Annotated in this window: 19 protein-coding genes; 14 read left to right on the top strand and 5 right to left on the bottom strand. The window is 38.6% G+C overall.

What is annotated here, in order from left to right:
• Positions 1 to 233: 233 nt before the first annotated feature.
• The 5 genes from yfcD (at position 234) to AAZR93_RS05405 (ending at position 5,564) form a co-directional block, all read left to right on the top strand.
• Positions 234 to 776, top strand: coding sequence for an NUDIX hydrolase YfcD (gene yfcD, locus AAZR93_RS05425; RefSeq protein WP_294107981.1), 543 nt, complete (start codon positions 234 to 236; stop codon positions 774 to 776).
• Positions 777 to 1,004: 228 nt separating this feature from the next.
• Positions 1,005 to 2,240, top strand: coding sequence for a M24 family metallopeptidase (locus tag AAZR93_RS05420; protein ID WP_434719174.1), 1,236 nt, complete (start codon positions 1,005 to 1,007; stop codon positions 2,238 to 2,240).
• Between the two features lie 20 nt (positions 2,241 to 2,260).
• Positions 2,261 to 2,458 carry a DUF3311 domain-containing protein gene (locus AAZR93_RS05415; protein WP_336430862.1) on the top strand — a complete coding sequence of 66 codons (198 nt, stop codon included), beginning with the start codon at positions 2,261 to 2,263 and terminating at the stop codon, positions 2,456 to 2,458.
• Positions 2,455 to 3,897, top strand: a complete 1,443-nt coding sequence (locus tag AAZR93_RS05410) for a sodium:solute symporter family protein (protein WP_294107984.1) — start codon at positions 2,455 to 2,457, stop codon at positions 3,895 to 3,897. Before AAZR93_RS05415 ends, AAZR93_RS05410 begins: the two co-directional genes overlap by 4 nt.
• 308 nt (positions 3,898 to 4,205) lie before the next feature.
• Positions 4,206 to 5,564: a hypothetical protein gene (locus AAZR93_RS05405; protein WP_434719173.1), complete on the top strand. Its 1,359-nt coding sequence runs from the start codon at positions 4,206 to 4,208 to the stop codon at positions 5,562 to 5,564.
• A gap of 60 nt (positions 5,565 to 5,624) precedes the next feature.
• On the opposite strand, the gene AAZR93_RS05400 is transcribed toward AAZR93_RS05405, so the two are convergent.
• Entirely contained in the window at positions 5,625 to 6,095 is a 471-nt protein-coding gene (locus tag AAZR93_RS05400) for a DMT family transporter (protein ID WP_434719172.1), read from the bottom strand.
• 103 nt (positions 6,096 to 6,198) lie between these two features.
• On the opposite strand from AAZR93_RS05400, the gene AAZR93_RS05395 reads away from it, so the two are divergent.
• The gene (locus AAZR93_RS05395; RefSeq protein ID WP_434719171.1) at positions 6,199 to 7,104 is read left to right on the top strand and encodes a LysR family transcriptional regulator; all 906 of its coding nucleotides are present in this window, start codon (positions 6,199 to 6,201) and stop codon (positions 7,102 to 7,104) included.
• 124 nt (positions 7,105 to 7,228) lie between these two features.
• Here AAZR93_RS05395 and pta read toward each other — a convergent pair whose 3' ends face one another.
• Together pta and ackA are read right to left on the bottom strand one after the other, a co-directional pair.
• Positions 7,229 to 9,373, bottom strand: a complete 2,145-nt coding sequence (pta, locus tag AAZR93_RS05390; protein WP_294107992.1) for a phosphate acetyltransferase — start codon at positions 9,371 to 9,373, stop codon at positions 7,229 to 7,231.
• Between the two features lie 61 nt (positions 9,374 to 9,434).
• Complete coding sequence (ackA, locus tag AAZR93_RS05385) at positions 9,435 to 10,634, bottom strand: acetate kinase (protein ID WP_294107994.1); 1,200 nt, start codon at positions 10,632 to 10,634, stop codon at positions 9,435 to 9,437.
• Between the two features lie 640 nt (positions 10,635 to 11,274).
• Here ackA and yfbV point away from each other — a divergent pair.
• The 4 genes from yfbV to AAZR93_RS05365 all read left to right on the top strand — a co-directional run bounded on the left by yfbV (position 11,275) and on the right by AAZR93_RS05365 (position 15,491).
• On the top strand, positions 11,275 to 11,730 hold the full coding sequence (gene yfbV, locus AAZR93_RS05380; protein ID WP_294107996.1) for a terminus macrodomain insulation protein YfbV: 456 nt from the start codon (positions 11,275 to 11,277) through the stop codon (positions 11,728 to 11,730).
• 270 nt (positions 11,731 to 12,000) lie between these two features.
• Positions 12,001 to 12,495 carry a YfbU family protein gene (locus tag AAZR93_RS05375; RefSeq protein WP_336430872.1) on the top strand — a complete coding sequence of 165 codons (495 nt, stop codon included), beginning with the start codon at positions 12,001 to 12,003 and terminating at the stop codon, positions 12,493 to 12,495.
• A gap of 404 nt (positions 12,496 to 12,899) precedes the next feature.
• Positions 12,900 to 13,574 (top strand): sugar phosphatase, encoded by a 675-nt coding sequence (locus AAZR93_RS05370; RefSeq protein ID WP_434719170.1) that lies wholly within the window; start codon positions 12,900 to 12,902, stop codon positions 13,572 to 13,574.
• 87 nt (positions 13,575 to 13,661) lie between these two features.
• Complete coding sequence (locus AAZR93_RS05365) at positions 13,662 to 15,491, top strand: SLC13 family permease (RefSeq protein WP_434719169.1); 1,830 nt, start codon at positions 13,662 to 13,664, stop codon at positions 15,489 to 15,491.
• 497 nt (positions 15,492 to 15,988) lie between these two features.
• On the opposite strand, the gene yfbR is transcribed toward AAZR93_RS05365, so the two are convergent.
• Positions 15,989 to 16,570 (bottom strand): 5'-deoxynucleotidase, encoded by a 582-nt coding sequence (gene yfbR, locus AAZR93_RS05360; RefSeq protein ID WP_294108002.1) that lies wholly within the window; start codon positions 16,568 to 16,570, stop codon positions 15,989 to 15,991.
• A 720-nt stretch (positions 16,571 to 17,290) separates the two neighbouring features.
• Complete coding sequence (locus tag AAZR93_RS05355; protein ID WP_294108003.1) at positions 17,291 to 18,505, bottom strand: pyridoxal phosphate-dependent aminotransferase; 1,215 nt, start codon at positions 18,503 to 18,505, stop codon at positions 17,291 to 17,293.
• A 945-nt stretch (positions 18,506 to 19,450) separates the two neighbouring features.
• Between AAZR93_RS05355 and AAZR93_RS05350 the strand changes: the two genes are divergently transcribed.
• The 4 genes from AAZR93_RS05350 (at position 19,451) to nuoC (ending at position 24,376) form a co-directional block, all read left to right on the top strand.
• Positions 19,451 to 20,374 carry a LysR family transcriptional regulator gene (locus tag AAZR93_RS05350; RefSeq protein WP_294108005.1) on the top strand — a complete coding sequence of 308 codons (924 nt, stop codon included), beginning with the start codon at positions 19,451 to 19,453 and terminating at the stop codon, positions 20,372 to 20,374.
• Positions 20,375 to 21,362: 988 nt separating this feature from the next.
• Positions 21,363 to 21,806 carry an NADH-quinone oxidoreductase subunit A gene (locus AAZR93_RS05345; RefSeq protein WP_294108007.1) on the top strand — a complete coding sequence of 148 codons (444 nt, stop codon included), beginning with the start codon at positions 21,363 to 21,365 and terminating at the stop codon, positions 21,804 to 21,806.
• Positions 21,807 to 21,824: 18 nt separating this feature from the next.
• Positions 21,825 to 22,499 (top strand): NuoB/complex I 20 kDa subunit family protein, encoded by a 675-nt coding sequence (locus AAZR93_RS05340; RefSeq protein WP_294108009.1) that lies wholly within the window; start codon positions 21,825 to 21,827, stop codon positions 22,497 to 22,499.
• A 74-nt stretch (positions 22,500 to 22,573) separates the two neighbouring features.
• On the top strand, positions 22,574 to 24,376 hold the full coding sequence (gene nuoC / locus AAZR93_RS05335; RefSeq protein WP_434719168.1) for an NADH-quinone oxidoreductase subunit C/D: 1,803 nt from the start codon (positions 22,574 to 22,576) through the stop codon (positions 24,374 to 24,376).

Below are 24,376 nucleotides of genomic sequence, written 5' to 3'. Positions count from 1 at the left end.
TGCGATATTGATTTGTGGACTTTAAGATAAAGTCTTTCAAAAAGTTATCTGGACGACTATTCTAAGACAATAAAGTCTCCTTATTGTGATAGAAACAAAACACAAATTTGGTTAGGATCACTTGCATCAGACTGATGAAAAGCATAACTTGTATCAAATTATTTGCCTAAATTATTAGGGCAATCTATTTATGGCATAAAGCTGTATTACAGGCTTAAAAAAAGGTTTTCAGGATGGAACAACAGACCGAGTTAGTTGAGTGGGTTGATATTGTCGATGATGACAATATGGTTATCGCTCAAGCGACACGCAGCCAGATGCGAGCCGAAAATTTGCGTCATCGTGCCACTTATATCGTGGTTCATGATGGTGCGGGTAAAATTTTGATTCAAAAACGAACTGATATCAAAGATTTTCACCCTGGCCTATTAGATGCAACAGCAGGGGGAGTGGTGACTCAAGGTGAGAACATACTCGATTCTGCGAAACGTGAAGCAGAGGAAGAGCTCGGTATTGCTGCCGTTCCTTTTGCAGAGCATGGACATTTTTATTTTGAAGATGAAAATTGTCGTGTTTGGGGCGGGCTATTTAGTTGTGTTAGTCATGGCCCATTTGCGCTTCAAGAAACTGAAGTTGCTGAAGTCAGTTGGTTAACACCACAAGAGATCAGCGCACGTTGTGATGAGTTTACCCCCGACTCGTTAAAAGCGCTTTCATTATGGTTAACACGAAATAATGAGTTTGAGAAAGCCATTAGTTGTGCTGAAAACTCATAATCAAATAGTATTAAATCTCTCAAGGGCTAATATATTTAGCCCTTTTGCTTTTTTAGCGTAATTTCAACTCTCTAAGATGTCAGTTCTTTGACTAATATATAACTATTGGTTATATCTAGCTTGCAGGTTATTCAATGTATTTATTTCAACTCAGGATATAATCCGCCTGTGCGTCACGTTTTGTAATTGCTTGATGTATGAATAAAACTACTGGCTAAGAGAATAAAAATGATAATTCATAAAGCAGATCTTTTGTTAAAACAACAACACCTCGAAAGTGTCACTTATAAAGCGCGTGAAATAATGAACCGCGATGGAATAGAAGCTTTGATCGCTACCGTGGGGGATAATTTTTATCACTTAACCGGTTTCGCAAGTTTCTTTATGTATACTTTTAGACAAACTGGCTCGGCTATTGCGGTTATTTTTCGTGATCCAGCGATTAAATCGCTTGTGATTATGAATGAATTTGAAGCATCAAGCTTGCAGCTTCAAATGCCAAATGCACATATTAAAACGTTTCCAATTTGGGTCGATGTTGATGATCCTTTTAATCCAGATAATGGCAAGGTTGTGAAAGCAAGACCGATTAACAGTCCTATCGAAACGGTTTTTACGTTACTAAAAGATGCGTTAACTGACGCTGGCGTATATGGGAAGCCTGTTGCGATTGAGCTAGGGCAAATCACACATACAGGTAAGATTTGGTTAGATAAGATAATACCAAGTTTAAACCTTGTTGATTCATCTCCGCTATTTAATGAATTACGTATGATTAAAAGTGAGTGGGAAATTAATCACCTCAGAAAAAGTGCACAAATTACTGAGGCAGGCATTGAAGCGGCGAGTAAATTAATTAAAGTGGGTTGTACTTCCGCACAACTAACGGCTGCATTTAAAGCTAAAGTGATGGAATACCCAGATACAAATTATAGTCGTTTTCACTTAATTTCGGTCGGAAGCGATTTTTCACCAAAATTATTACCTGATGATGTGCCTGCAAAAGAAGGTGATTTAGTTAAATTTGATTGTGGTGTTGATGTTGCCGGTTATGGTGCTGATATTGCACGTACTTTTGTTGTTGGGAAGCCGAATGAAAAAGTCAGTCAAATATATCAAACTATATTGAAAGGTCATCAATATATGCTAAATCGTATCGCGCCCGGTGTGCTATTAAGCGACGTATTCAATGAAACGATGGCATTAATTCGCTGCTCAGGGCTTCCTCATTATAATCGGGGGCATTTGGGGCATGGTGATGGTGTTTTTGTTGGTTTAGAAGAAGCGCCATTTGTCAGCGCTGCGACAACGGAAGTGTTTCGCGCTGGCATGGTGATGAGCCTTGAAACACCTTATTACGGTATTGGTGTAGGTGGCATAATGATTGAAGACATGCTACTTATTACTGAAAATGGTGTGGAAATGTTAAGTCATTTACCTCGCGAATTAGTCTCTCTCGGGTGAGTTGAAGAAGGAATTTTTCTATGAAATGGTATCACTATTTAGTTATTTTCCCGATCTTGGCATTAACGCTAGGTATTTATTACGCCAATCGGGTTGAACCTTTTGTTATGGGGCTTCCGTTCCTTATGTTTTGGATTGTAACATGGGTTGTTATCACTGTATTTATCATGTTGCTAATCAATATATTAGATAACAAAACAACTAAGGAAACGCCATGAGTTCTGCGCTTATTGTCATTATTGCGTTTTTCGTTTTTAGTATTTATTTAGCCATTCGAGCAAAAAAAGGCAAAACGATGGACCACGAAGGGTGGTCTGTGGGGAGCCGTAGCTATGGCGCCTTATTAGTTTTTTTGCTAAGTGCAGGGGAAATTTATACCACATTTACTTTTTTAGGTGGTAGTGGTTGGGCATATGGTAAAGGGCCTGCAATTTTATATACCTTGGCTGTTAATGCGTTTATGGGGATATTTCTTTATTGGGTTCATCCTCGAATTTGGCGCTTTGCAAAAGATCATGATGTTAGAACGATTTCTGATTTGTTTGCCGCTAAATATAAAAGTCAGGGATTAGGGCTGCTCATTAGTTTAATATCAATTGCAGCAATGGTACCTTTGTTTGTTTTACAGTTAAAAGGGTTAGGGATTATCGTTTCCCAAGCGTCCTATGGGGCAATACCTGCGGATATGGCAATCTGGATTGGTATTATTGCTGTGACCTTATTTGTAATGATTTCGGGTATTCATGGTTCTGCATGGACATCTGCGTTAAAAGATTTAATGATTTTGGTTGTGGTTATTTTTATCGGTATTTATATCCCACTGCATTATTACGGAAGCTTTGGTGATATGTTTAAAGCGATAGATACAGCAATGCCGAATTATTTGACCTTTGCTGAAACGGGTTTAAACATACCTTGGTATATATCCACAATATTCCTATCTGTTATTGCTTATTTTTGTTGGCCTCATTATATGGCCGCAGTATTTACTGCCAAAGATGAAAAATCATTAAAACGTAATAGTATTTTAATTCCAGCATATAGTTTAATTATGTTATTTGCTTTCTTTGTTGGTTATGCAGCGATATTGCAGATCCCACATCTTGAAGGCTCGATGGTCGATTTATCATTATTTGAAATCTCGAAATCCACCTTTTCGCCACTCATAGTTGGATTTATTGGTGCAGCAGGTATGTTGACTGCACTCGTACCTGGTTCAATGTTGCTACTAACTACGTCCAATATGCTTGCAGGTGTGGTGCAAAAGGCATTGAATGTCAGTGAAGAAAAGCGCCAGTCAGGAATTTATGCACGTTATATGGTGCCTTTTGTTGCACTGGTTAGCTTGTATTTTATTTTCCACAGTAATGATACGTTAGTCGCTATTATGTTGCTTGGTGTGAATATTGTGGCTCAATTCTTTCCTGCATTATTGATGAGCTTCAAACAACGTAATCCAATGACCCCAATGGGTGCAATTACAGGTATTCTCGCGGGCGTGATTTTCCTTGCAGTAACCTATATTGAACACATTTCATTATCACAGCTGTTCCCATGGTTAGGTAATGGACTGAACTTTATGAATATCGGTATTGCTGCCTTTATTTTAAATATTGTGATTGCAACAGTAGTTTCATTATTTACACAAAAGAAATAGTAAGTGTAAATTAATGATGAGTTAAATTAAATGCCAAGTAGTGAAGTTACTTGGCATTTTTATTTTTTTTTCTATAGTTGCTTGTTATTCATTTTTTACTTTTTTAAAAAAATTAACGAATAAAAAATAGATGTAATGCTTAAAGATTGTTAGAGTCGTTATCTTGTAAAGTATCTGTTAATCCCTATTATGATTTGTGTTGGTTATAACATTCTATTGTTATGGCGTTAAAAATATTAATCATCAGAACTAAATTATTTAAATTAATTTAGAGTTTGAATTGTTACATCAAATTAATGGGGCTTAATATGTTAGAAAATGAATCCGTTGAATTACTAAAGAATCAAAAAGGAATAGATAAATGTCCGCCAGATAAATTGGCTCTTTATACAAATGTTGATTATAACAATTCGGAGATTGGGGATATTTTATTAATATCACCAGATATTCAACTTGATCAAGAAGAACTTGAATCATATGGATTTGATGTTGGACAACATGATGGTGTTTCCTGCGTAGTCAATAATATGAATCAAGCAGCCTCATTGGTTGCTGGCCTTAATCTTGATGGTGATATATTAAATGTGCCTGCAATGTCATCTATTCCGTCGCTGGTCCCTCAGGGATGGAATGATTTAACTCGCTCTGTTGTTTCTGCGCCTGTTGCATTAGTCACGTTAGAAATATCTTCAGAAAGCCCACTGAATGTTATATTAGGTCAGGAAAATAATATTGAGCTTAATATAGAAAATAAAAGCAGCGTCACCATTCCTGGCGTTACATTAGAAGTTACCGTAAAAAATAATGATCTGATTACCGTCGTTTCCTATCCTGAAATTATTGATCTTCCAGGAAGCGAAATAACAACAATACCTGTATCTCTCAAAGGAAATAAAACAGGTGAAACAACTCTGAGTGTTCGAATTTATACACCAATTGGTTTTATTAATCAGGGAAGTAATACCTATGATGTGAATGCTGAAGTTAAAGGTGTCATTACATTAAAATTGACGCTGGATAAACAAATTGTTTTATTAACCGGAGAAACAAAATCAGTTCCGCTGAAAATAGCAAATCAAAGTAGTGTCACCATTAATGGTTTAATTGTTGGTGCAACATCAGGCAATGATGCAATTATGACTGTGGGTGAATTTAATTCGCCGGTTGATATATATCAGAATGACTCAGTCGTTATTGATATACCTTTGAATGCAAATTCATCAGCAACGGGTACTACAAATCTGGTATGTAGTTTGACTCCACCAGCCGGTTATGAAAATGAAGGTGATAATAATATTACTTCAACGGTTACTGTAACAGCGGAAAGAGAATTAGAAGTATTACAGGAGTTCCAAGCAAGTTGGGCAGGGGAAGGTGGTTACTTATATAGCTATATGTTGACTTTAAAATCACAGAATACCAGAGTCAATAAGTGGGAGCTTAGTTTTCAGCTACCTTCAGGTGCAGTTGTTTCTGAAAATTGGTATGAAAGTCAGAAAAATTGGTTAACGAAGGTTGAGGTCGACGGAAATGTTATATTAAGCAATACTACTGGACATACTATTGACCCTGGAGTTGATCTTCCACTGCAAATTCAGTTGGTTTATCCTGACCAATCTGAATATTATAAATATATTTACAGCCTATCTCTTCGCCAGATTCAATAATAGATCTTAGTTTATAAAATGCATCATTGTTAAGTGATGCATTTTATATTTTGTGAATAATTATTTGCGTGAAAATTGGACAAATAAAACACCTACGATGACAAAGGCAATGCCCAAAATTTTGCCAACAGGAATGGGGTTTTGAGGCATACCAAACCAGCCGAATTGTTCAATTAAAGCCGAAATCATTAACTGCCCCGCAATCACCATCACAAAAAATGTCGTACTACTAATTTTAGGTAGCAATATTAAGGCTGAGGTGAGATAAAGCATCCCCGCAATACCGCCAAACCAAATCCAGATAGGTTGACTTAATAGCTCAAGCGTAAAGTTTGGTTTAGGAACTTTAAAAATAAATAGCAGTGGAATTAATACAATGATACTGACTAATAGTGAAATTGCACTGGCCCATAATGGATGACCTAAATGACGGGCTAGAATAGCATTACTGGCGGCTTGAATAGGTACGACGGCACCGGCAAAAAGCGCCATAGAAATCAATAAAATCCCTGAAATAGAAAGTGTAGACATCATTACCTCACGGTTAACAGTTAACCAAATTTGATTTACTATAAGGGTAATGAGTTGGGTGCCTATTGGGAAATGAACAATTTTATAAGGTACTATTCGCCACATGAATAACTTAAGAAGACTAGATTTAAATCAATTAGTGACTTTGCAAGCTCTATTGAGTGAGCGTCATGTGAGTCGTGCTGCGGAAGCGTTACATAAAAGTCAGCCTGCGGTGAGTCACACGTTGAATCAGCTTAGGGAGTTATTTCAAGATCCGCTACTAATTCGTCAACAAGGCCAGTATCAATTAACCAGTAAAGCCGAATCACTTTATTTGCCGTTGACTCAGGCGTTAGGACAACTTGATGATTTAATTGCACAACAAAATTTTAAGCCATTCCATTGTCATCGCAGATTTAATATTGCGATGTCAGATTATGGCGCTGTGATTATCGCAACCAAACTCGCTCACTACTTGCGTTTACATGCGCCAGATGTCGATTTAAAAATTTGGCATTGTAGTCGAGAAGAAATGCAAAATAAATTACATGAAGGGAGTTTAGATTTAGCTTTTGGGGTGTTTAATGCACTTGATTATACGTTACGTGGGCAATCAATTTTTACCGATACTATGGTTAGTGTGGCAGATAAAACAATATGTCCTAATGAGCAAATGGATTTAACACAGTGGCTTTCTTACCCTCATATTTCTGTGAGTATGAAACCCTATGATGCAAATGAAGTTGATTACGCCCTTAAATTACTTAATCAACAACGACGTATTGCGATTACAGTACCTTATTGGCAGATAGCTTCTCAATTATTAGAAAATAGCGATTTGATACTGACTGTGGCTAAAAAAGCCTTACCTCAACAATTGAGCAATAGTCTCGTCGTATTTGAGCCACCATTAGATATGCCTACGTTAGAGTTTCAAATGATTTGGCATGAACGAAGTGATGGTGATAATGCATTAAATTGGTTAAGACAATCTGTCATTAATATTTTAAATCCAATCAGTACATAGCAATGACGTTTTCATTAGATGAGGGCAGAGAACTGTTGAACGACGTCCAATAAAAAATGCTAACCAAGTTCATTGGCTAGCATTTTATTTGTGACTTAATTCATAGCTTCATTAAGATAATGAATTATGCACCTTCATTCTGCGCAGCTTGAATTGCTGTCAGTGCCACAGTGTAAACAATATCGTCTACCAGTGCGCCACGAGACAAGTCATTAACCGGTTTACGCATACCTTGTAGCATCGGTCCAATTGACACGAGGTCAGCTGAACGTTGTACTGCTTTGTAGGTAGTATTACCAGTATTCAAGTCAGGGAAGATAAAGACAGTCGCTTTACCTGCAACAGGTGAATTTGGCGCTTTAGACTTAGCCACATCCGCCATTACTGCCGCATCGTACTGTAATGGACCATCAATGATTAAATCAGGACGTTTTTCTTGTGCTAAGCGAGTCGCTTCACGAACTTTCTCAACATCACTACCTGCACCTGAATTACCTGTTGAATAGGAAATCATTGCAACGCGAGGGTCGATACCAAAGGCTTTTGCTGAGTCGGCAGATTGGATAGCGATTTCAGACAATTGTTCAGCTGTTGGATCTGGATTGATTGCACAGTCACCGTAAACAAATACTTGTTCAGGCAGCAGCATAAAGAACACAGATGAAACCAATGAGCTACCTGGCGCCGTTTTAATCAACTGAAGTGGTGGGCGAATGGTGTTAGCTGTGGTGTGAACTGCACCAGAAACGAGGCCATCAACTTCACCTTTTTCTAGCATCAATGTACCCAGAACGACGTTGTCTTCAAGTTGTTCACGTGCAACAACTTCTGTCATTCCTTTGCTTTTACGCAATTCGACTAAACGAGCGACATATTCTTCACGCGCTTTGATTGGGTCAACAATTTCAATACCAGTGCCAAGCTCAATACCTTGAGCCGCAGCAACACGGCGAATATCATCAGGATTACCTAATAACACGCAAGTTGCGATACCACGTTCTGCACAAATTGAAGCGGCTTTGACTGTACGAGGTTCGTCACCTTCTGGCAGTACAATGCGTTTTCCGGCTTTACGTGCAAGTTCAGTTAATTGATAACGGAACGCTGGTGGTGATAGACGATTAGGGCGCTCTGAGTCAGCAACCAGTGATTCAATCCAATCACTACTAATATGGCGTGCAACATAGTTTTGAATTTTTTCGATACGTTCATGGTCATCTGCTGGGACTTCTAAACTGAAACTTTGCAGATTCAGTGAAGTTTGCCATGTATTACTATCAACCATGAAAACTGGCAGACCAGTTTCAAATGCTTGTTCACATAATTTGCGAATAGGTGCATCGATATCATAGCCGCCTGTAAGTAGTATCGCACCGATTTCAACGCCATTCATTGCAGCCAATGAAGCAGAAACTAATACATCAGGACGATCCGCTGAGGTGACTAATAATGAACCCGGACGGAAATGCTCAAGCATGTGAGGAATGCTGCGAGCACAGAATGTAACTGATTTAACGCGGCGAGTTTTGATTTCACCTTCATTAACCACTTTAGCATTCAAGTGTTTTGCCATATCAATTGCACGAGTAGCAATTAAATCAAAGTTCCATGGAATAGACGCAAGGACGGGTAAATTCAATGAGGTCAGTGATTTAGTATCAATGTTAGCAATAGTTGCTTTGGTTGAATCATCAAAAATTTCTGACAAGTCAGGGCGAGTGCGACCTTGTTCATCAACAGGTGCATTCACTTTATTGATCATGACACCAATAATGTTCTTATTGCGTTGACCGCCAAACTCGTTACGGACTAGTTCAAGACGCTCTTGCATTTGTGTGATGCTGCTATTACCCGGAGCGGTAACGAAAACAATTTCCGCGCCCAATGTTTTAGCAATTTCATAGTTTAATGATTGTGCAAAAGAGTGCTTACGAGTTGGAACTAAACCTTCAATAAGAATGACTTCAGCATCTTTTGTATGGTCATGATAGCGCGCAACAATCTCTTCCATCAAAATATCTTTTTTTGATGAAGTCAGCAGCGATTCTACATATTCCATTGTCAGCGGTTCGACAATCGTTGTGATGCTTGAATGGGAGCGTAATACTTCAGTGGTTTGATCTTTATTGCCTGAAATACGTGGCTGGGCGATTGGCTTAAAGACGCTTAGTTGAACGCCTTTTTGTTCCATTGAGCGAACGACACCCAAGCTGACGCTGGTTAAACCAACGCTGGTGCCTGTAGGAATTAACATAATTGTACGGGACACGGGAACCTCTTTTTTCTGTGCAAAATAAAACCGCCAGCTAATTGCTGGCGGCTTAAGTTTGTTACGCGGTTAGACGCGCAGCATCTTGTGCTATAACCAATTCTTCGTTGGTTGGAATAACCAATGCAGGACGGCTGTTATCAGTAGTGATCACGCCTTCTTTACCGAAGCGTGCCGCTAAGTTGCGTTCGTGGTCATATTCAAAGCCCAGAATCGCTAATTTTTTCAACGTAATTTCGCGAACTTGTGCAGAGTTTTCACCAATACCGCCGGTGAAAATGATGGCATCAAGACGGCCTTCCATCAGTGCACTGTAAGCACCAACGTATTTCGCTAAGCGATGGCAGAAAACGTCCATGGCACGAGTTGCATCTGCTTTAGTACCGTAGTTATCTTCAACATAACGGCAGTCGCTGGTGACACCTGTTAAACCAAGTAAACCTGATTCTTTAGTCAGCATTTTGTTGATTTGATCAACACTCATACCTAATGAATCATGCAGGTGGAAAATAATAGCAGGGTCGATATCACCACTACGAGTTCCCATGACTAAACCTTCTAATGGAGTTAGACCCATTGAAGTATCAACACATTTACCGTTAACAATTGCAGCAACAGAACCACCGTTGCCTAAATGGCAAGTGATAACGTTGAGTTCATCAACCGGCTTATTAAGTCTTTTCGCAGCTTCACGAGAAACATAGAAATGGCTAGTACCGTGAGCACCATAACGGCGAATGCTATGCTCAGAATATAATTCATATGGCAGAGCATATAGGTAAGATTCTTCAGGCATTGTCTGATGGAATGCAGTGTCAAATACCGCAACATTTTTAGTTATCAGATGTGGGAATGATTTGATTGCTTCTTCAATACCAATAAGGTGAGCAGGGTTGTGCAGCGGTGCGAATGGGATAGCGGCTTTAATACCCGCGATAACATCGTCGTTAATCAGCACAGATGATGTGAATTTCTCACCACCATGAACAATGCGGTGGCCAATAGAGGTGATCTGTGCAGATAGCTCAGGTTTTTCAGCAAGAATAGTGTTAACAATGAAGTCCAACGCTTCGCTATGTGCAGCGCCAGCACCTAGAGATGCTTCATGTTTAGCGCCATCCATTTTCCACTTAATACGGGCTTCAGGCAGATTAAAACACTCAGCTAAACCTGATAAAAATTCATCACCATTAGTTGGGTCGATGATGGCGAATTTCAGTGAGGAGCTACCGCAGTTTAGAACCAGTACCAGCTTTGACATGGAAATACCTATCGTTAATTGTTGTTGTGAAGTCTTTAAAAAAGCCTAACTCGCTTACAAAGACTTAGAAAATAATATTAGCTGCTAGAGCCTAGCGCATTTATTGCTCAAAGCGTCATGATTGATATCATGGTTCAAGCAATTACCCATCATTTTTTGAATTACAGTAGGAATGACCTAGTGCTGTTTATATTTCAAATTATTTTGGATAAGGCGCTAATTTTTCTGATTAAATTTTCCATAAGGAAATATTTAACGTCTGGTGTTGAAATAACGTTCAAAACCCCAATATATAACTGTAGCTTATTAATTTATCGGCGCTATAAAGTAACAAAATCCAACAGCAATTCTAAATAGAGTTAATTCTACTAAAATTATTTTATATTTTATATGTTTTTTTTAAATACAGGCAGTTTGATTGATTAAAATCATAAGCACTCTATCACTGTAATTATAGCAAATGCAGATATACGAATGCGGTAGAAGTAAGAGAATAGCTGATTTTGTCTAAAGTAGTTTGATTTAGGGTAAATAAAGCAAAATATTTTTTTCTGTCACCTGAGTGTGCGTTCTTGCTCGGATTGGCGTAAGCTAGTAAGTAACATTCTTTGATTTTTAAGATGTCCATAGGAAGCGATACATGAGCACATTACAAAATACACCGCCGGGTTTTTTTAAAAAATTCAGATTAGGAAATCGTTATCTGAAGACCTTTCCTATGGAAAAAAAACTCGCTCCCATTTTTCCTGAGATCCGGATTAATAAAGCGGTTCGTTTCGGTATTCGCTTCATGCCACCATTGGCTATTTTCACCTTAGCATGGCAAATAGCCCTCGGCGGTCAACTCGGTCCTGCCATTGCAACCGCATTATTTGCCTGTAGTTTACCAATGCAAGGTTTATGGTGGTTAGGTAAAAAGGCCGCAACGCCTTTGCCTGCAACGTTACTAAGCTGGTTCTATGAGATCCGTGAGAAATTTGTCGAGGCCGGTATTGCGATGGGTCCCATCGAGCATCAACCGGATTATATGGCACTTGCTGATTTGCTGAAACGCGCTTTTAAGCAGTTGGATCGGTCATTTCTTGAAGATATCTAAAACAAACACGTTGATTTTGTAAGATAAAATCGATAAAAAATAACTAGCTCTAGGTATATCTATTATGAATATAGAGTTAGTTATAGTTTGAATTATTTTGAGTAACTGGGATTATTGGGCCAAATAATCGCGCTTTAGACTAATAAAAGTGTGACTTAACAACAAGTAATATAAAAAACCCGTTTAGATCAATAAAAGTTATGTTTTTACTGTCTATCATGATTGTTGAATGCGAAGATTGAATCAATAATTTTCTCTAGGAGAGCCATGATGGAAATGACCAATGCCCAACGCCTAATTTTATCTAATCAATATAAAATGATGACCATGCTAGACCCTGCGAATGCAGAGCGCTATCGCCGTTCACAAACTATTATCGAGCGTGGTTTTGGCTTGCAAATGCGTGAGTTAGATAGAGATTTTGGCCATTTAAGTGAAGACACCTGCCGGACAGTGATTGATATTATGGAAATGTATCATGCACTACAGGTCTCATTCGGCAACATGGATAATCAACAAGATATCGATGGCCGCCGTGTTCAATTCCTAGGTTTTGATGCCCCAACAGAATCCCGCTACTTAAGTTACGTTCGCTTTATGGTGAACACTGAAGGGCGTTATACGCATTTTGATAGTGGCACTCATGGCTTTAACTCGCAAACACCAATGTGGGATAAGTATGTCAGAATGCTGGCTATTTGGCACGCTTGTCCGCGTCAGTATCATCTTTCTGCGGTGGAGATTAGCCAAATCATTAACGCTTGATAGCGGTTCATCATCCTTCACCTTGTAGCGTTGTTGGCTTCATTCGCTAACCCTAGTCACATACTTATGTATGCTCCTAGGGCTTAGCTTATTTGCCGCCTAGCTACAAGGCGAATTATTTAGAACCGTTCATGATAATTAATTTTTAATGTGTTAATTTCATATCTTAGTTTTGCTTTAGAAAATTTGACTATTTAGTTAACTTCCAACTTCCAACTTCCAACTTCCAACTTCCAACTTCCAACTTTTCGTTCATCCCAGCGCATTCAAATCTAAGCTTTTTGCTTAATTCTTAATTATTTTTGATATCTAGGTTGCGTATGTGCCCGTATTTAGCGTTAACTAATGCACAGGCCTAGAATCAATTCAAATTTTGTCGTGGATAAAAAATTAAAGGGGTAGACGTGGAATTAAAAGCAAAAGGTTTTCTATTTGACCTTGATGGCACATTAGCAGATTCATTAGCCGTGGTTGAGCGTGCTTGGTGTAAATTTGGTGAAAAGATTGGCAAAAGTCCAGAGGAGATTATTAGCTTTATCCATGGGAAGCCTGCACTGACAAGTTTACGTCATTTTCTACCGGCAGCGAGCGAAGAAGAAATTATGACTTATTTTCGCTGGCTAGAAAAAATGGAAAGCGAAGATACTGATGGTGTTATTGCATTGCCTGGTGCGATAGCGCTGTTGTTGCGTTTGAATGAATTAGGTGCGCCCTGGGCTATTGTGACTTCGGGTACGGTGCCTATTGCACATGGTCGTCAAAAAGCGGCGGGATTACCTGAACCCAAGCATTGGGTAACTTTTGAAAAAGTTACAAAAGGCAAGCCTGATCCTGAGCCATTTATGCTAGGCGCAAAAGCACTCTCACTTAATACAAATGAGTGTATTTCGTTTGAAGATGCGCCTGCAGGCATCTATTCTGCACTTGATGCAGGTAGCCAAGTGGTTGCGGTCCATGCACCTGAAGATATGCCAAGAAGAAATGAAATCGATATAATTGTCAGCTCATTAGAGCAAATTTCGGTTATGGGCCCTGACAATAATGGTGATTTCACCCTTTTAGTAGCAAAAAATGTTTAATAGTGATCTAATCAAAGAAATCTGCTCCAAAACATGGTTAACTAAGGGAAATGTTTAACACTGTTTTTTTCGTTGAAAGGGGATGTTTTGAACGGAGAATTGTTGTGGGTGTTAACCCTGCTGTTGATAGCTATAGTTCTATTTACCACTAATAAAATTCGCATGGATGTTGTGGCATTATTGGTAATAGTGGCGTTTGTATTAAGTGATACATTAACGTTAGAACAGGCTACGGCGGGCTTTTCCGACCCTAACGTATTGCTAATTGCCGCTTTATTTGTGATTGGTGACGGACTCGTTCGCACCGGGATCGCTTATCAAATGGGAGACTGGCTTGTTCGCGTTGCGGGTAGCAGCGAAAGCAAAATGCTAGTTTTCTTAATGATAACCGTTGCTGGGCTTGGTGCATTTATGAGTTCAACAGGTGTTGTGGCTATTTTTATTCCTGTTGTTCTCAGTGTTGCCGCGAGAATGAAAACTTCTCCGAGTCGTTTGATGATGCCACTAGGCTTTGCAGGGCTAATTAGTGGCATGATGACACTTGTTGCAACGCCTCCAAACATGGTGGTAAATAGTGAACTTGTCAGAGAAGGTATTAAAGGTTTCCAGTTTTTCTCAATAACACCGATTGGGATTATCATTTTACTAGCGGGTATAGCTTATATGTGGCTGACTCGCCGCTGGTTAGGCAGTGATGAACCAGACAAACTTCCTGAGCGTTATCGACGTACTTTTCGTGATTTAATTCGTGATTATAGGCTGGCGGGGCGAGCTCGCCGATTAGCGATTCGTTCCGGCTCACCATTGATTGGCCATACCTTAGAAGAATTACATTTGCGCTCACGCTATGAAGCTAACGTTGTTGGTATTGAACGTTGGCGTAAATTTCGTCGAGTAATGGTGAGTGCGACGGGCGGAACGGAATTGCGTGAGCGAGATGTTTTATTAATTGATATTTCAGTTAGTGATGATGATTTGCGCCAATTTTGTTTTGAGCAACAGCTTGAGCCGATGATTTTACGTGGCGATTATTTTTCAGACCAATCTCGTGATGTTGGGATGGCGGAAGTTTCAATGAATCCGGATTCTGAACTGCTGGGTAAAAGTCTCCGTGATATCAAGTTTCGTACGCGTTATGGACTTAATGTCGTTGGTATAAGACGAGATGGAAAAGCGCTTGATGGTAAATTAGTTGATGAAGCGTTGCGAGTCGGGGATGTACTGTTAGTGATTGGGGATTGGAAACTTATTCGTATTTTATCCACCAAGCCGCGTAATTTTATCGTCCTTAATTTAGCCGCTGAAGTTGAAGCGGTTGCACCTGCCTCTTCACAGGCTCCTCATGCACTATTTTGCTTAGCATTGATGGTTGCCATGATGGTAACAGATGAAGTTCCTAATTTTATTGCAGCACTTATTGCATGCTTGTTAATGGGTAAATTTCGCTGCATTGATATGGAAAGCGCTTATAAGTCAATTCACTGGCCAAGTATTATTTTAATCGTTGGGATGATGCCATTTGCACTGGCTTTGCAACAAACGGGCGGGATTACGCTTGCCGTTGATTTGCTTATGAATGTTGCAGGCAATATGGGACCTCATGTGATGTTGTTGTGTCTATTTGTCCTTTGTGCGGTCACAGGACTATTTATCTCAAATACGGCAACTGCGGTGCTAATGGCACCCATTGCGATTGCTGCCGCGCGCCAGATGGAAGTTTCGCCATTACCTTTTGCTATGGTGGTTGGTATTGCTGCATCGGCAGCCTTTATGACTCCAATTTCTTCACCGGTTAATACTTTGGTTTTAGGCCCTGGCGGTTATAAATTTTCTGACTTCTTAAAAATGGGTGTGCCATTTACGATTATTGTGATGGTTATTAGTATATTAGTCGTACCTATATTGTTTCCTTTCTAAATAGTAAAAATAAAGCTCTAATTATTTAGAGCTTTATTTCTCTACCTTATATTTTAAAGAAATTAGCTATTAATAATTAATCAGTTTTAAATTTGACTACTATATTGTTAGATTTAACGTCTACTATTTATTGAAAGTAGATATTAAAGAAAACGGAAAAATTTATACGTAATTCTTATTTTGTAGAGGTAAATATTGAATTTTCTTTTGGGGTAAGGCGTTAAAATATTTTTTTATAATATCCTGAGATAAAATTAAAATAGAAAATGTTTTTTCATTTTTATATGAATTAAGAATACCTGACTCACATGATAATTGGTCTGCTAGAATTACCACAAAGAGTGGTATATCATTGGTACTGAACGTGACCATGGAAAGGCCATTATAGGCGTTAATGGTGATGCAAAAACACTTTATATTGCCTTTCCTGGATCAGGAAGTTGTTCTACTTCACTTGTTAGAACATAAACGAGGAATCAGAATCCTCACTCCACATTTTAGTGACTAATTTCATCTAACGAGAGTTTAAAACCTGGCACAAATGTCTCGATGAAATATTCCATTTCAGGGCTATTTCTATCATCGAGCATTTTTTCTAGCCGTTTTTTAGCTAGTTTAAATTCACTATTACCCGCAGATAACTCTTCTAAACATTTAAGATAAGCACATAATGAATCCGCCTGCTTAACAATAAAGTGCTCTTCATCTGTTTGTAAATCTTCAATAAGCAGTGCCTTAAAATCTTCTTGCAGCTCTTCTGGTAGCATATCAAGTAGTTTTTGCTGAGCAAATTTTTCTATTTTTTTATATTCATGAGCAATTTGCTGATTATGATATTTGATTGGTGTAGGGAGGTCACCCGTAATAACTTCACTGGCATCATGATACATTGCTAGCATAGCTATGCGTTCAGCATTTACATTACCATTAAATTTACGATTTTTAATAATAGCTAAAGCGTGAGCAACCATCGCGACTTGTAAACTATGTTCTGAAACATTTTCGGTCCGAACATTACGCATTAATGGCCAACGATGAATGAGTTTCATTCTAGCAAGGTGGGCGAAAAAATAGCTCATAGATCCTCATTTTTTTGATAAAAAACAATTATAATATATAGCCTTCGAAATGGATATGACTTTATTGAAAAATAATAAAGTTAAAGAAATCAAAATATTATTAATAAAATTTATTTTTTATTTAATTAATTAGAAGATTACATTATTGGTTCTATTTATTTAGATAGTCATCTAGGGACATGGCGTAAAATGATATATCTTAATGTGAAATAGAGTGAAACTATTGCTAAAGTATTTAACGTTAAAACATATACAACTAATAATAATTTTTACTATTTAATAAAATAGGTTGATACTTGGAAAGTAATCCTAAGTATTAATGGTGAGGTGAAAAATAATGTATGTGTATTTTCTTTTTTTCATAGCTTGCTAAATTGCATTAAATCGAATAAATGGATAGAGATAACTATAAACAGCTAAAAAATAACATGTAAAGTCAAAATAAGATGATTGTTTTTTGACTTTAATTATTAATTGATTTGAGGCTATAAAAAATTATAATGAATAGGTTATAGCTCAACATCATTAAGGAACATCATGAAATATTTTCCTATTATATTAGTATTGTTTTTTTTAGCAGCAGTTTATATTATTTCGATAATTTAAAAGTCTAATAATGATTGGTTTTAGTCAGTAATATTTAAAATATGCACTATGATAGATAGAAATAAAATAGCCTCTAATAAATTAGAGGCTATTTTATGATTACACAAAATAATTTTATTGACGGTAATTTTCTAAGAACCGCCCAAACTTATTGATCGCCATTTCAAGATCGTCAATATAAGGCAACGTCACGATACGGAAATGGTCAGGTTCTGGCCAGTTAAATGCTGTTCCTTGAACAAGAAGAACTTTTTCTTGTAATAGTAGATCAAGGATCATTTTCTGGTCATCGTGAATATTAAAGCGTTTAACATCTATTTTTGGGAACATATACAGTGCACCTTGTGGTTTAACACAAGAAACGCCAGGAATTTGATTGATTAATTCCCATGCACGATTGCGCTGCTCATATAAACGCCCACCAGGTTGAATAAACTCGCTAATACTTTGGTAACCACCAAGAGCAGTTTGAATCGCATGTTGCATCGGTACGTTGGCACATAGACGCATAGATGCAAGCATTTCTAGCCCTTCAATATAACCTTTCGCATGTTTTTTCGGACCATTGAGTACCATCCAGCCTTGGCGGAAGCCGGCAACACGGTAGGTTTTGGATAAACCATTAAAAGTGACAGTGAGCAAATCAGGCGCAAGTGCGGCAATAGAATGATGTTGTGCATCATCATATAAAATTTTGTCATATATTTCATCTGCATAGATGATTAAGTTGTGTTGGCGGGCGATTTCAACAATTTCTAATAGTAGTTCTTTACTATATACCGCGCCTGTTGGGTTATTGGGGTTGATAACCACAATTCCACGGGTTCTAGGACTGATCTTTTTACGGATATCATCGATATCAGGCATCCATCCTTGTTGCTCATCACACATATAGTGAACAGCATTACCTCCAGAAAGCGAAACCGCAGCTGTCCACAGTGGATAATCTGGCGCAGGCACTAACATTTCATCACCATCATTGAGCAAGGCTTGCATCGCTTGCACAATTAATTCAGAAACGCCATTACCAATATAGACATCTTCAACAGTCATATCGTGAATATTACGAGCTTGATAATGTTGAACGATGGCTTTACGTGCTGAATATAAGCCTTTTGAGTCACAGTAACCCTGTGAACTTGGCAGATTGCGTAATACGTCAACAAGGATTTCATCGGGTGCTTCAAAGCCAAATGGTGCCGGGTTACCAATATTCAGTTTGAGTACTTTATTGCCTTCTTCTTCTAAGCGTTTCGCTTCTTTCAAAACTGGCCCACGGATGTCATAACAGACATTATCGAGCTTATTGGATTTTGTTAAATTATTCATTGTTCTCTCATTACCCTAACGGGGTTACTTTGGTAGGGGGGCCGGCATTATCACTCTACTGTACTCTTCCCTCGGAAGCTTTTGAAGATGCAAGATAAATTTTGGTGGAAACGGTTGGTTTATACTAAAATGTAATATGTGGTATCTGAAAATATTCATTAATCAGGCTTTAACATCTTACTATATTAGTTAAGCTGGAATTAAATTTTAATAATTATTATTGTTTTAGAGTAAAAGTAGAAATAAAGAGACTAAAACGAATAGGATAAATAAAAATTGTATCAAAATGTAATATTGATCTTTAAATCATTAATTAAGAAATAAATTTTACGCACTATTAGTGATTTTTTATAATTTTTAGGCCTATTTTGTTAGTAATATTGATTGTTTGGCTATGTACCATTTAGACAGAATTGAAAGAATTCACTATAACTAAATGATATTTAAACCAATATAAATAAGTCAAGATGATGTTTATAATGTGCTTACATTAAAATAATTGCATTTACATTAAATATGTTAGTATTTAGATATAGGCCTCTTTTCTCATTTTATTCAGAGAAATGCCTTAAATATGGCAGTATATACCCAAAATAATTCCGATTTACTGGCAGATTACAATTAAAGATGTCTGGATGAATATACCTTAAGTGTGTGATTCTAAAGTTAAATATAATCATCTCTACCTGTAAAAATTAACTGCAAGTTGAAGGAATAGTATATTGAATTTTTTGATAGTGTATTGCTTTAATAAAGCAATTTAGTTTTGACTAGCCATAGTGTTTGCTTCTAGCTTATGTTTTTTATGAGTTTTAATCAGACAACCCAGGAAATGCAGATCTACGGATAAGAGATGCAAAATAAAGTAGTTGATACAAACTCGCTGATTCTCACGGAGGAGAGCAGAAACACCAGGCACCATAAAATTATATAAGAGAATTAACGATGATAAATTCCAATCGTCCAATAATGAATCTAGATCTCGACTTGCTACGTACTTTTATTGCAGTTGCTGATCTAAACACCTTTGCTGCTGCGGCAGCTGCAGTATGTAGAACACAATCGGCAGTGAGCCAACAAATGCAACGTTTAGAGCAGCTAGTCGGTCGCGAGTTATTTGCTCGTCATGGCCGTAATAAGTTGTTAACTGCGCATGGCTTACAATTGTTGGGGTATGCAAGGCAAATATTGCGTGCAAATGATGATGCAACTGCATCACTGGCATACAATGACGCGGATGGCGAATTAAGAATTGGTGCATCCGACGATACTGTTGATGTATTACTTCCATTTTTACTTAATCGTATTGCTTCGGTATATCCGCGTATTGCGGTTGAGGTGCGTATCAAGCGCGCTCAATTTATCGAGTCAATGCTAGATAATCACGAAATAGATTTAGCATTAACAACCGCAAGAATTAGCCATCATCCTAAAACTGCATTAAGAACTGTTCCGGTCTTATGGCACAGTGCGCCTGATTTCCAATTACGCCATAACGAGCCAATTCCATTAGTCGTTATGGATGAAACTAATCCTTATCGCAAATTGTGTACTGCGGCACTGGATGAAGCTAATTTACCTTGGCATATCGCTTATGAGGCAGCATCGCTACCTGCGGTTCGAGCCGCAGTAAATGCAGAAGTTGGTGTGACAGCTAGGCCGATGGAAATGCAAAATGCAGATCTTCGTATACTGAGTGAGTCTGATGGTCTACCACGTCTTCCAGATATTCAGTACTGGCTATATAAAAATGCGGATGAACAGAAAGACTTTGTATTAACGGTCTTCAATGCAATTGAAAACAAAAAAATCCCGTATATTGCTACCGCTGCGAGTGATACTACAGAGACTAATTCTATCGAAGGGTAATTTATTTGCCTTTAAGAATGAGTTAATACGTTAATCTGATGTCTCGTTTAGAGCTGAGTTTCTTATTATGGAACTCAGCTTTTTTATTTTTATCTTTCGATAAATGTATTTTTAAAACCATGAGGATTTACTTCATTTTATTATAGATAAAATTAATTGCATTTTAGAAAGATAAAGACGTTTCGTTCACTAAAACTGTTCAGGGACAAAATTAACAAATTTTAATTCTGCTAAAATAAATTGGCCGCTAGTGCACTTGTTAATAATGGGCATTAATCTGTTCAGATTACGAGTTAGTTCAGAATTATGAATATTTTTTGTTATATCGGTTAGAAATAAATCAATTAACCACTTAATAAGTATGGTTAAATGTTCAAGACCATGAAATAATTGTGACTTAGATGGCATAACGTGAATTTCATAATTTGGTTAATAGATTGTTACTTTATTAACAATCTATTTTTGAACGGTATAAAAAATAGCACAGTGTTGTCAGTTAGTTACTTAGTACAAAGGAAAAAAAAGCGTTATCAATACTTAATGTAAATTTGAATGTAATGTAAACAGCATGAGTATTTTTTAAATAAAACTGTGCGCTAGATCAAATAAAAAGAGCAATTTTTCATCCGTTAAGACAGGTTTTTCCTGAGATAATAGTGTAGTAAAAACGAATAATCAGTTAAACTAGTTTGCGTGTTTACCTGTGTATCATTACACTGACACGTTTTAGCAAGACATGAGTATTTATTGTTTGCTTTATGTTTTCGAACTGTAAATTATTTGTGAAAAATACGGGTTATTTTGCCTCATTTGAGCAAAATAAATTGTAATGAGAGAGGACAAACCAAACACAGTCTTCAGGCTGATTTTTAGTTTGGTGATAACTTTTGGTCTTTCTTCTCGATTAACTGGGCAATTGTGGTGCAATACTGCCGTGTTGTTAAAAAAGAGCAGGGTCCGCACCATAAGTAATGAGTAAGCAACGAGTATGTCTACATCAATCCTAGCGTTAGCCCATAACTGGGCGTTTGCGATATTCCTTATCGGCACTATCGGTCTTTGTGCTTTTATGTTGGTCGCTGGTCATTTTTTGGGCAGCCGCGCCAAAGCCAGAACAAAACACGTTCCCTATGAATCAGGTATTGATTCTGTCGGCAGTGCCCGTCTTCGTATGTCAGCCAAATTTTATTTGGTGGCTATGTTCTTCGTTGTCTTCGATGTTGAGGCCATGTTTTTATTTGCATGGGCCACTGCCATCCGTGAAACGGGTTGGGTAGGCTTCATCGAGGCCGCTATCTTTATTTTGGTATTGTTGGCGGGACTATTTTATTTAGCTCGCGTAGGAGCATTGGATTGGACTCCAGTCCGCTCACGTCGCGCAGTTAAAGGTCCTAGTGAAGTTATTAAAATCAGCAATCGTCATCCGCAGTAAGAAGCGAGGCATTATACAATGGATTATACGCTCACCCGCATAGATCCGAACGGTGAGAACGACCGTTACCCACTGCAAACTCAGGAAATCGTAAGCGATCCACTGGAGCAGCAAGTTGAAAACAGCGTGTATATGGGGAAACTTTCTCATGCACTTCACGATGTTGTTAACTGGGGACGTAAAAACTCTCTATGGCCATATAACTTTGGTCTCTCATGTTGCTATGTAGAAATGGTAACTTCGTTCACGGCTGTTCATGACGTTGCCCGCTTTGGTGCAGAAGTACTTCGTGCTTCACCTCGTCAAGCCGATTTCATGGTCGTCGCAGGAACCTGTTTCACTAAAATGGCGCCTGTTATTCAACGTCTTTATGACCAGATGCTAGAGCCTAAATGGGTTATCTCCATGGGTTCATGTGCCAACTCTGGTGGTATGTATGACATTTATTCTGTCGTACAAGGCGTTGACAAATTTATCCCTGTGGATGTTTACATCCCTGGCTGCCCGCCACGCCCTGAAGCCTATATGCAGGCTTTACTTCTTTTACAAGAATCAATTGGCAAAGAGCGTCGTCCGCTCTCTTGGGTCGTCGGAGATCAGGGTGTTTATCGTGCCAACATGCAGTCAGAAAGAGAAAGAAAGCACGGTGAACGTATCGCAGTGACAAACCTGCGTACACCAGACCAAATTTAAGGCTTAAAGCCATACAGCGTAACAGAGCAATGTTGTTGCGAAATAATAAACCTGATCAAGCGTTATGGTGAAGAATGATGACAGGTCAGATAGCGCAAGCAAGTAGTACCCAGCCAGAATGGCAGACACAGGATCATTTAAATGACCCTGTGCTTTTGGAATTGCGCAACCAATTTGGGCCAGATGCCTTTTCTGTTCAAGCTACCCGTACTGGCATGCCAGTTATCTGGGTAAGACGCGAACAGTTACTGGAAGTTGTAGATTTTCTTAAAAAACTACCAAAACCTTATGTGATGTTGTTTGACTTGCATGGGGTAGATGAACGTCAAAGAATTCATCGTCAAGGTCTGCCTGAGGCAGACTTTAGTGTTTTCTATCACATCATATCCATTGATCGTAATCGCGATATCATGTTGAAAGTTGCGCTTAATGAGAATGACTTAAACGTGCCATCAGTGGTTTCTTTGTTCCCGAACGCAAGTTGGTATGAGCGTGAAGTGTGGGATATGTTCGGCATTACCTTCCAAGGTCATCCGAATTTACGCCGCCTGCTGATGTCACCTTGCTGGGAAGGTCACCCGCTGCGCAAAGATTACCCTGCGCGTGCAACCGAGTTCGACCCCTTTGTTCTGACTAAGCAAAAACAAGACTTAGAAATGGAAGCGCTGACTTTCAAACCAGAAGAATGGGATATGTCTCGTGGAAATGAAAACGAAGATTTCATGTTCCTGAACTTGGGTCCTAACCATCCATCGTCTCACGGTGCATTCCGTATCGTTTTACAACTTGATGGTGAAGAGATTGTGAACTGCGTCCCTGACATCGGCTACCACCACCGTGGTGCTGAAAAAATGGGTGAGCGTCAGTCATGGCATAGCTACATTCCTTACACTGACCGTATCGAGTACCTCGGCGGTTGTGTTAACGAAATGCCATATATCTTAGCGGTTGAAAAACTTGCAGGTATCGAAGTACCGGATCGTGTGAAAACCATCCGTGTGATGATGTCTGAATTGTTCCGTATTAATAGTCACTTGTTGTATATCAGTACTTATATTCAAGACGTTGGTGCAATGACACCTGTGTTCTTTGCGTTTACTGATAGACAAAAAGTGTACAACGTTGTCGAAGCCATTACGGGTTTCCGTATGCATCCAGCTTGGTTCCGGATTGGTGGTGTTGCTCATGACCTACCTCAAGGTTGGGATAAGCTGCTACGCGAACTATTGGATTGGTTACCGAAGCGTTTAGAATCTTATGTGACTTCTGCACTGAAAAACTCCATCCTAAAAGGCCGTTCTATTGGTGTGGCATCTTATACCAAAGAAGAAGCACTGGCATGGGGTGTTACTGGTGCGGGTTTACGTGCAACAGGTGTTGATTTTGATGTGCGTAAATGGCGTCCATATTCAGGCTACGAAAACTTTGAATTTGATATTCCTATTGCCCATAACGGCGATTGTTATGACCGTGTGATGATCAAAGTGGAAGAGATGCGTCAAAGTATCCGTATTCTTGAGCAATGCTTGAAGAATATGCCAGAAGGTCCTTTCAAAGCGGATCACCCATTGACGACTCCGCCACCAAAAGAGCGCACATTGCAGCACATTGAAACCCTGATCAATCACTTCTTACAAGTGTCTTGGGGTCCAGTGATGCCTGCGAATGAGTCATTCCAGATGGTTGAAGCCACGAAAGGTATCAACAGCTACTACCTGACGAGTGATGGCAGCACGATGAGCTACCGTACCCGTATTCGTACCCCGAGTTATGCGCATTTGCAGCAAATTCCGGCGGTGATAAAAGGTAGTTTGGTTTCAGACTTGATTGTCTATCTGGGTAGTATCGATTTTGTAATGTCGGATGTGGATCGCTAA

Source organism: Providencia sp. Je.9.19 (assembly GCF_051129765.1).
GTDB lineage: Bacteria > Pseudomonadota > Gammaproteobacteria > Enterobacterales > Enterobacteriaceae > Providencia.
Note: the sequence above shows the minus strand (reverse complement) of the source record. Positions and strands in the feature narration are given on the sequence as shown.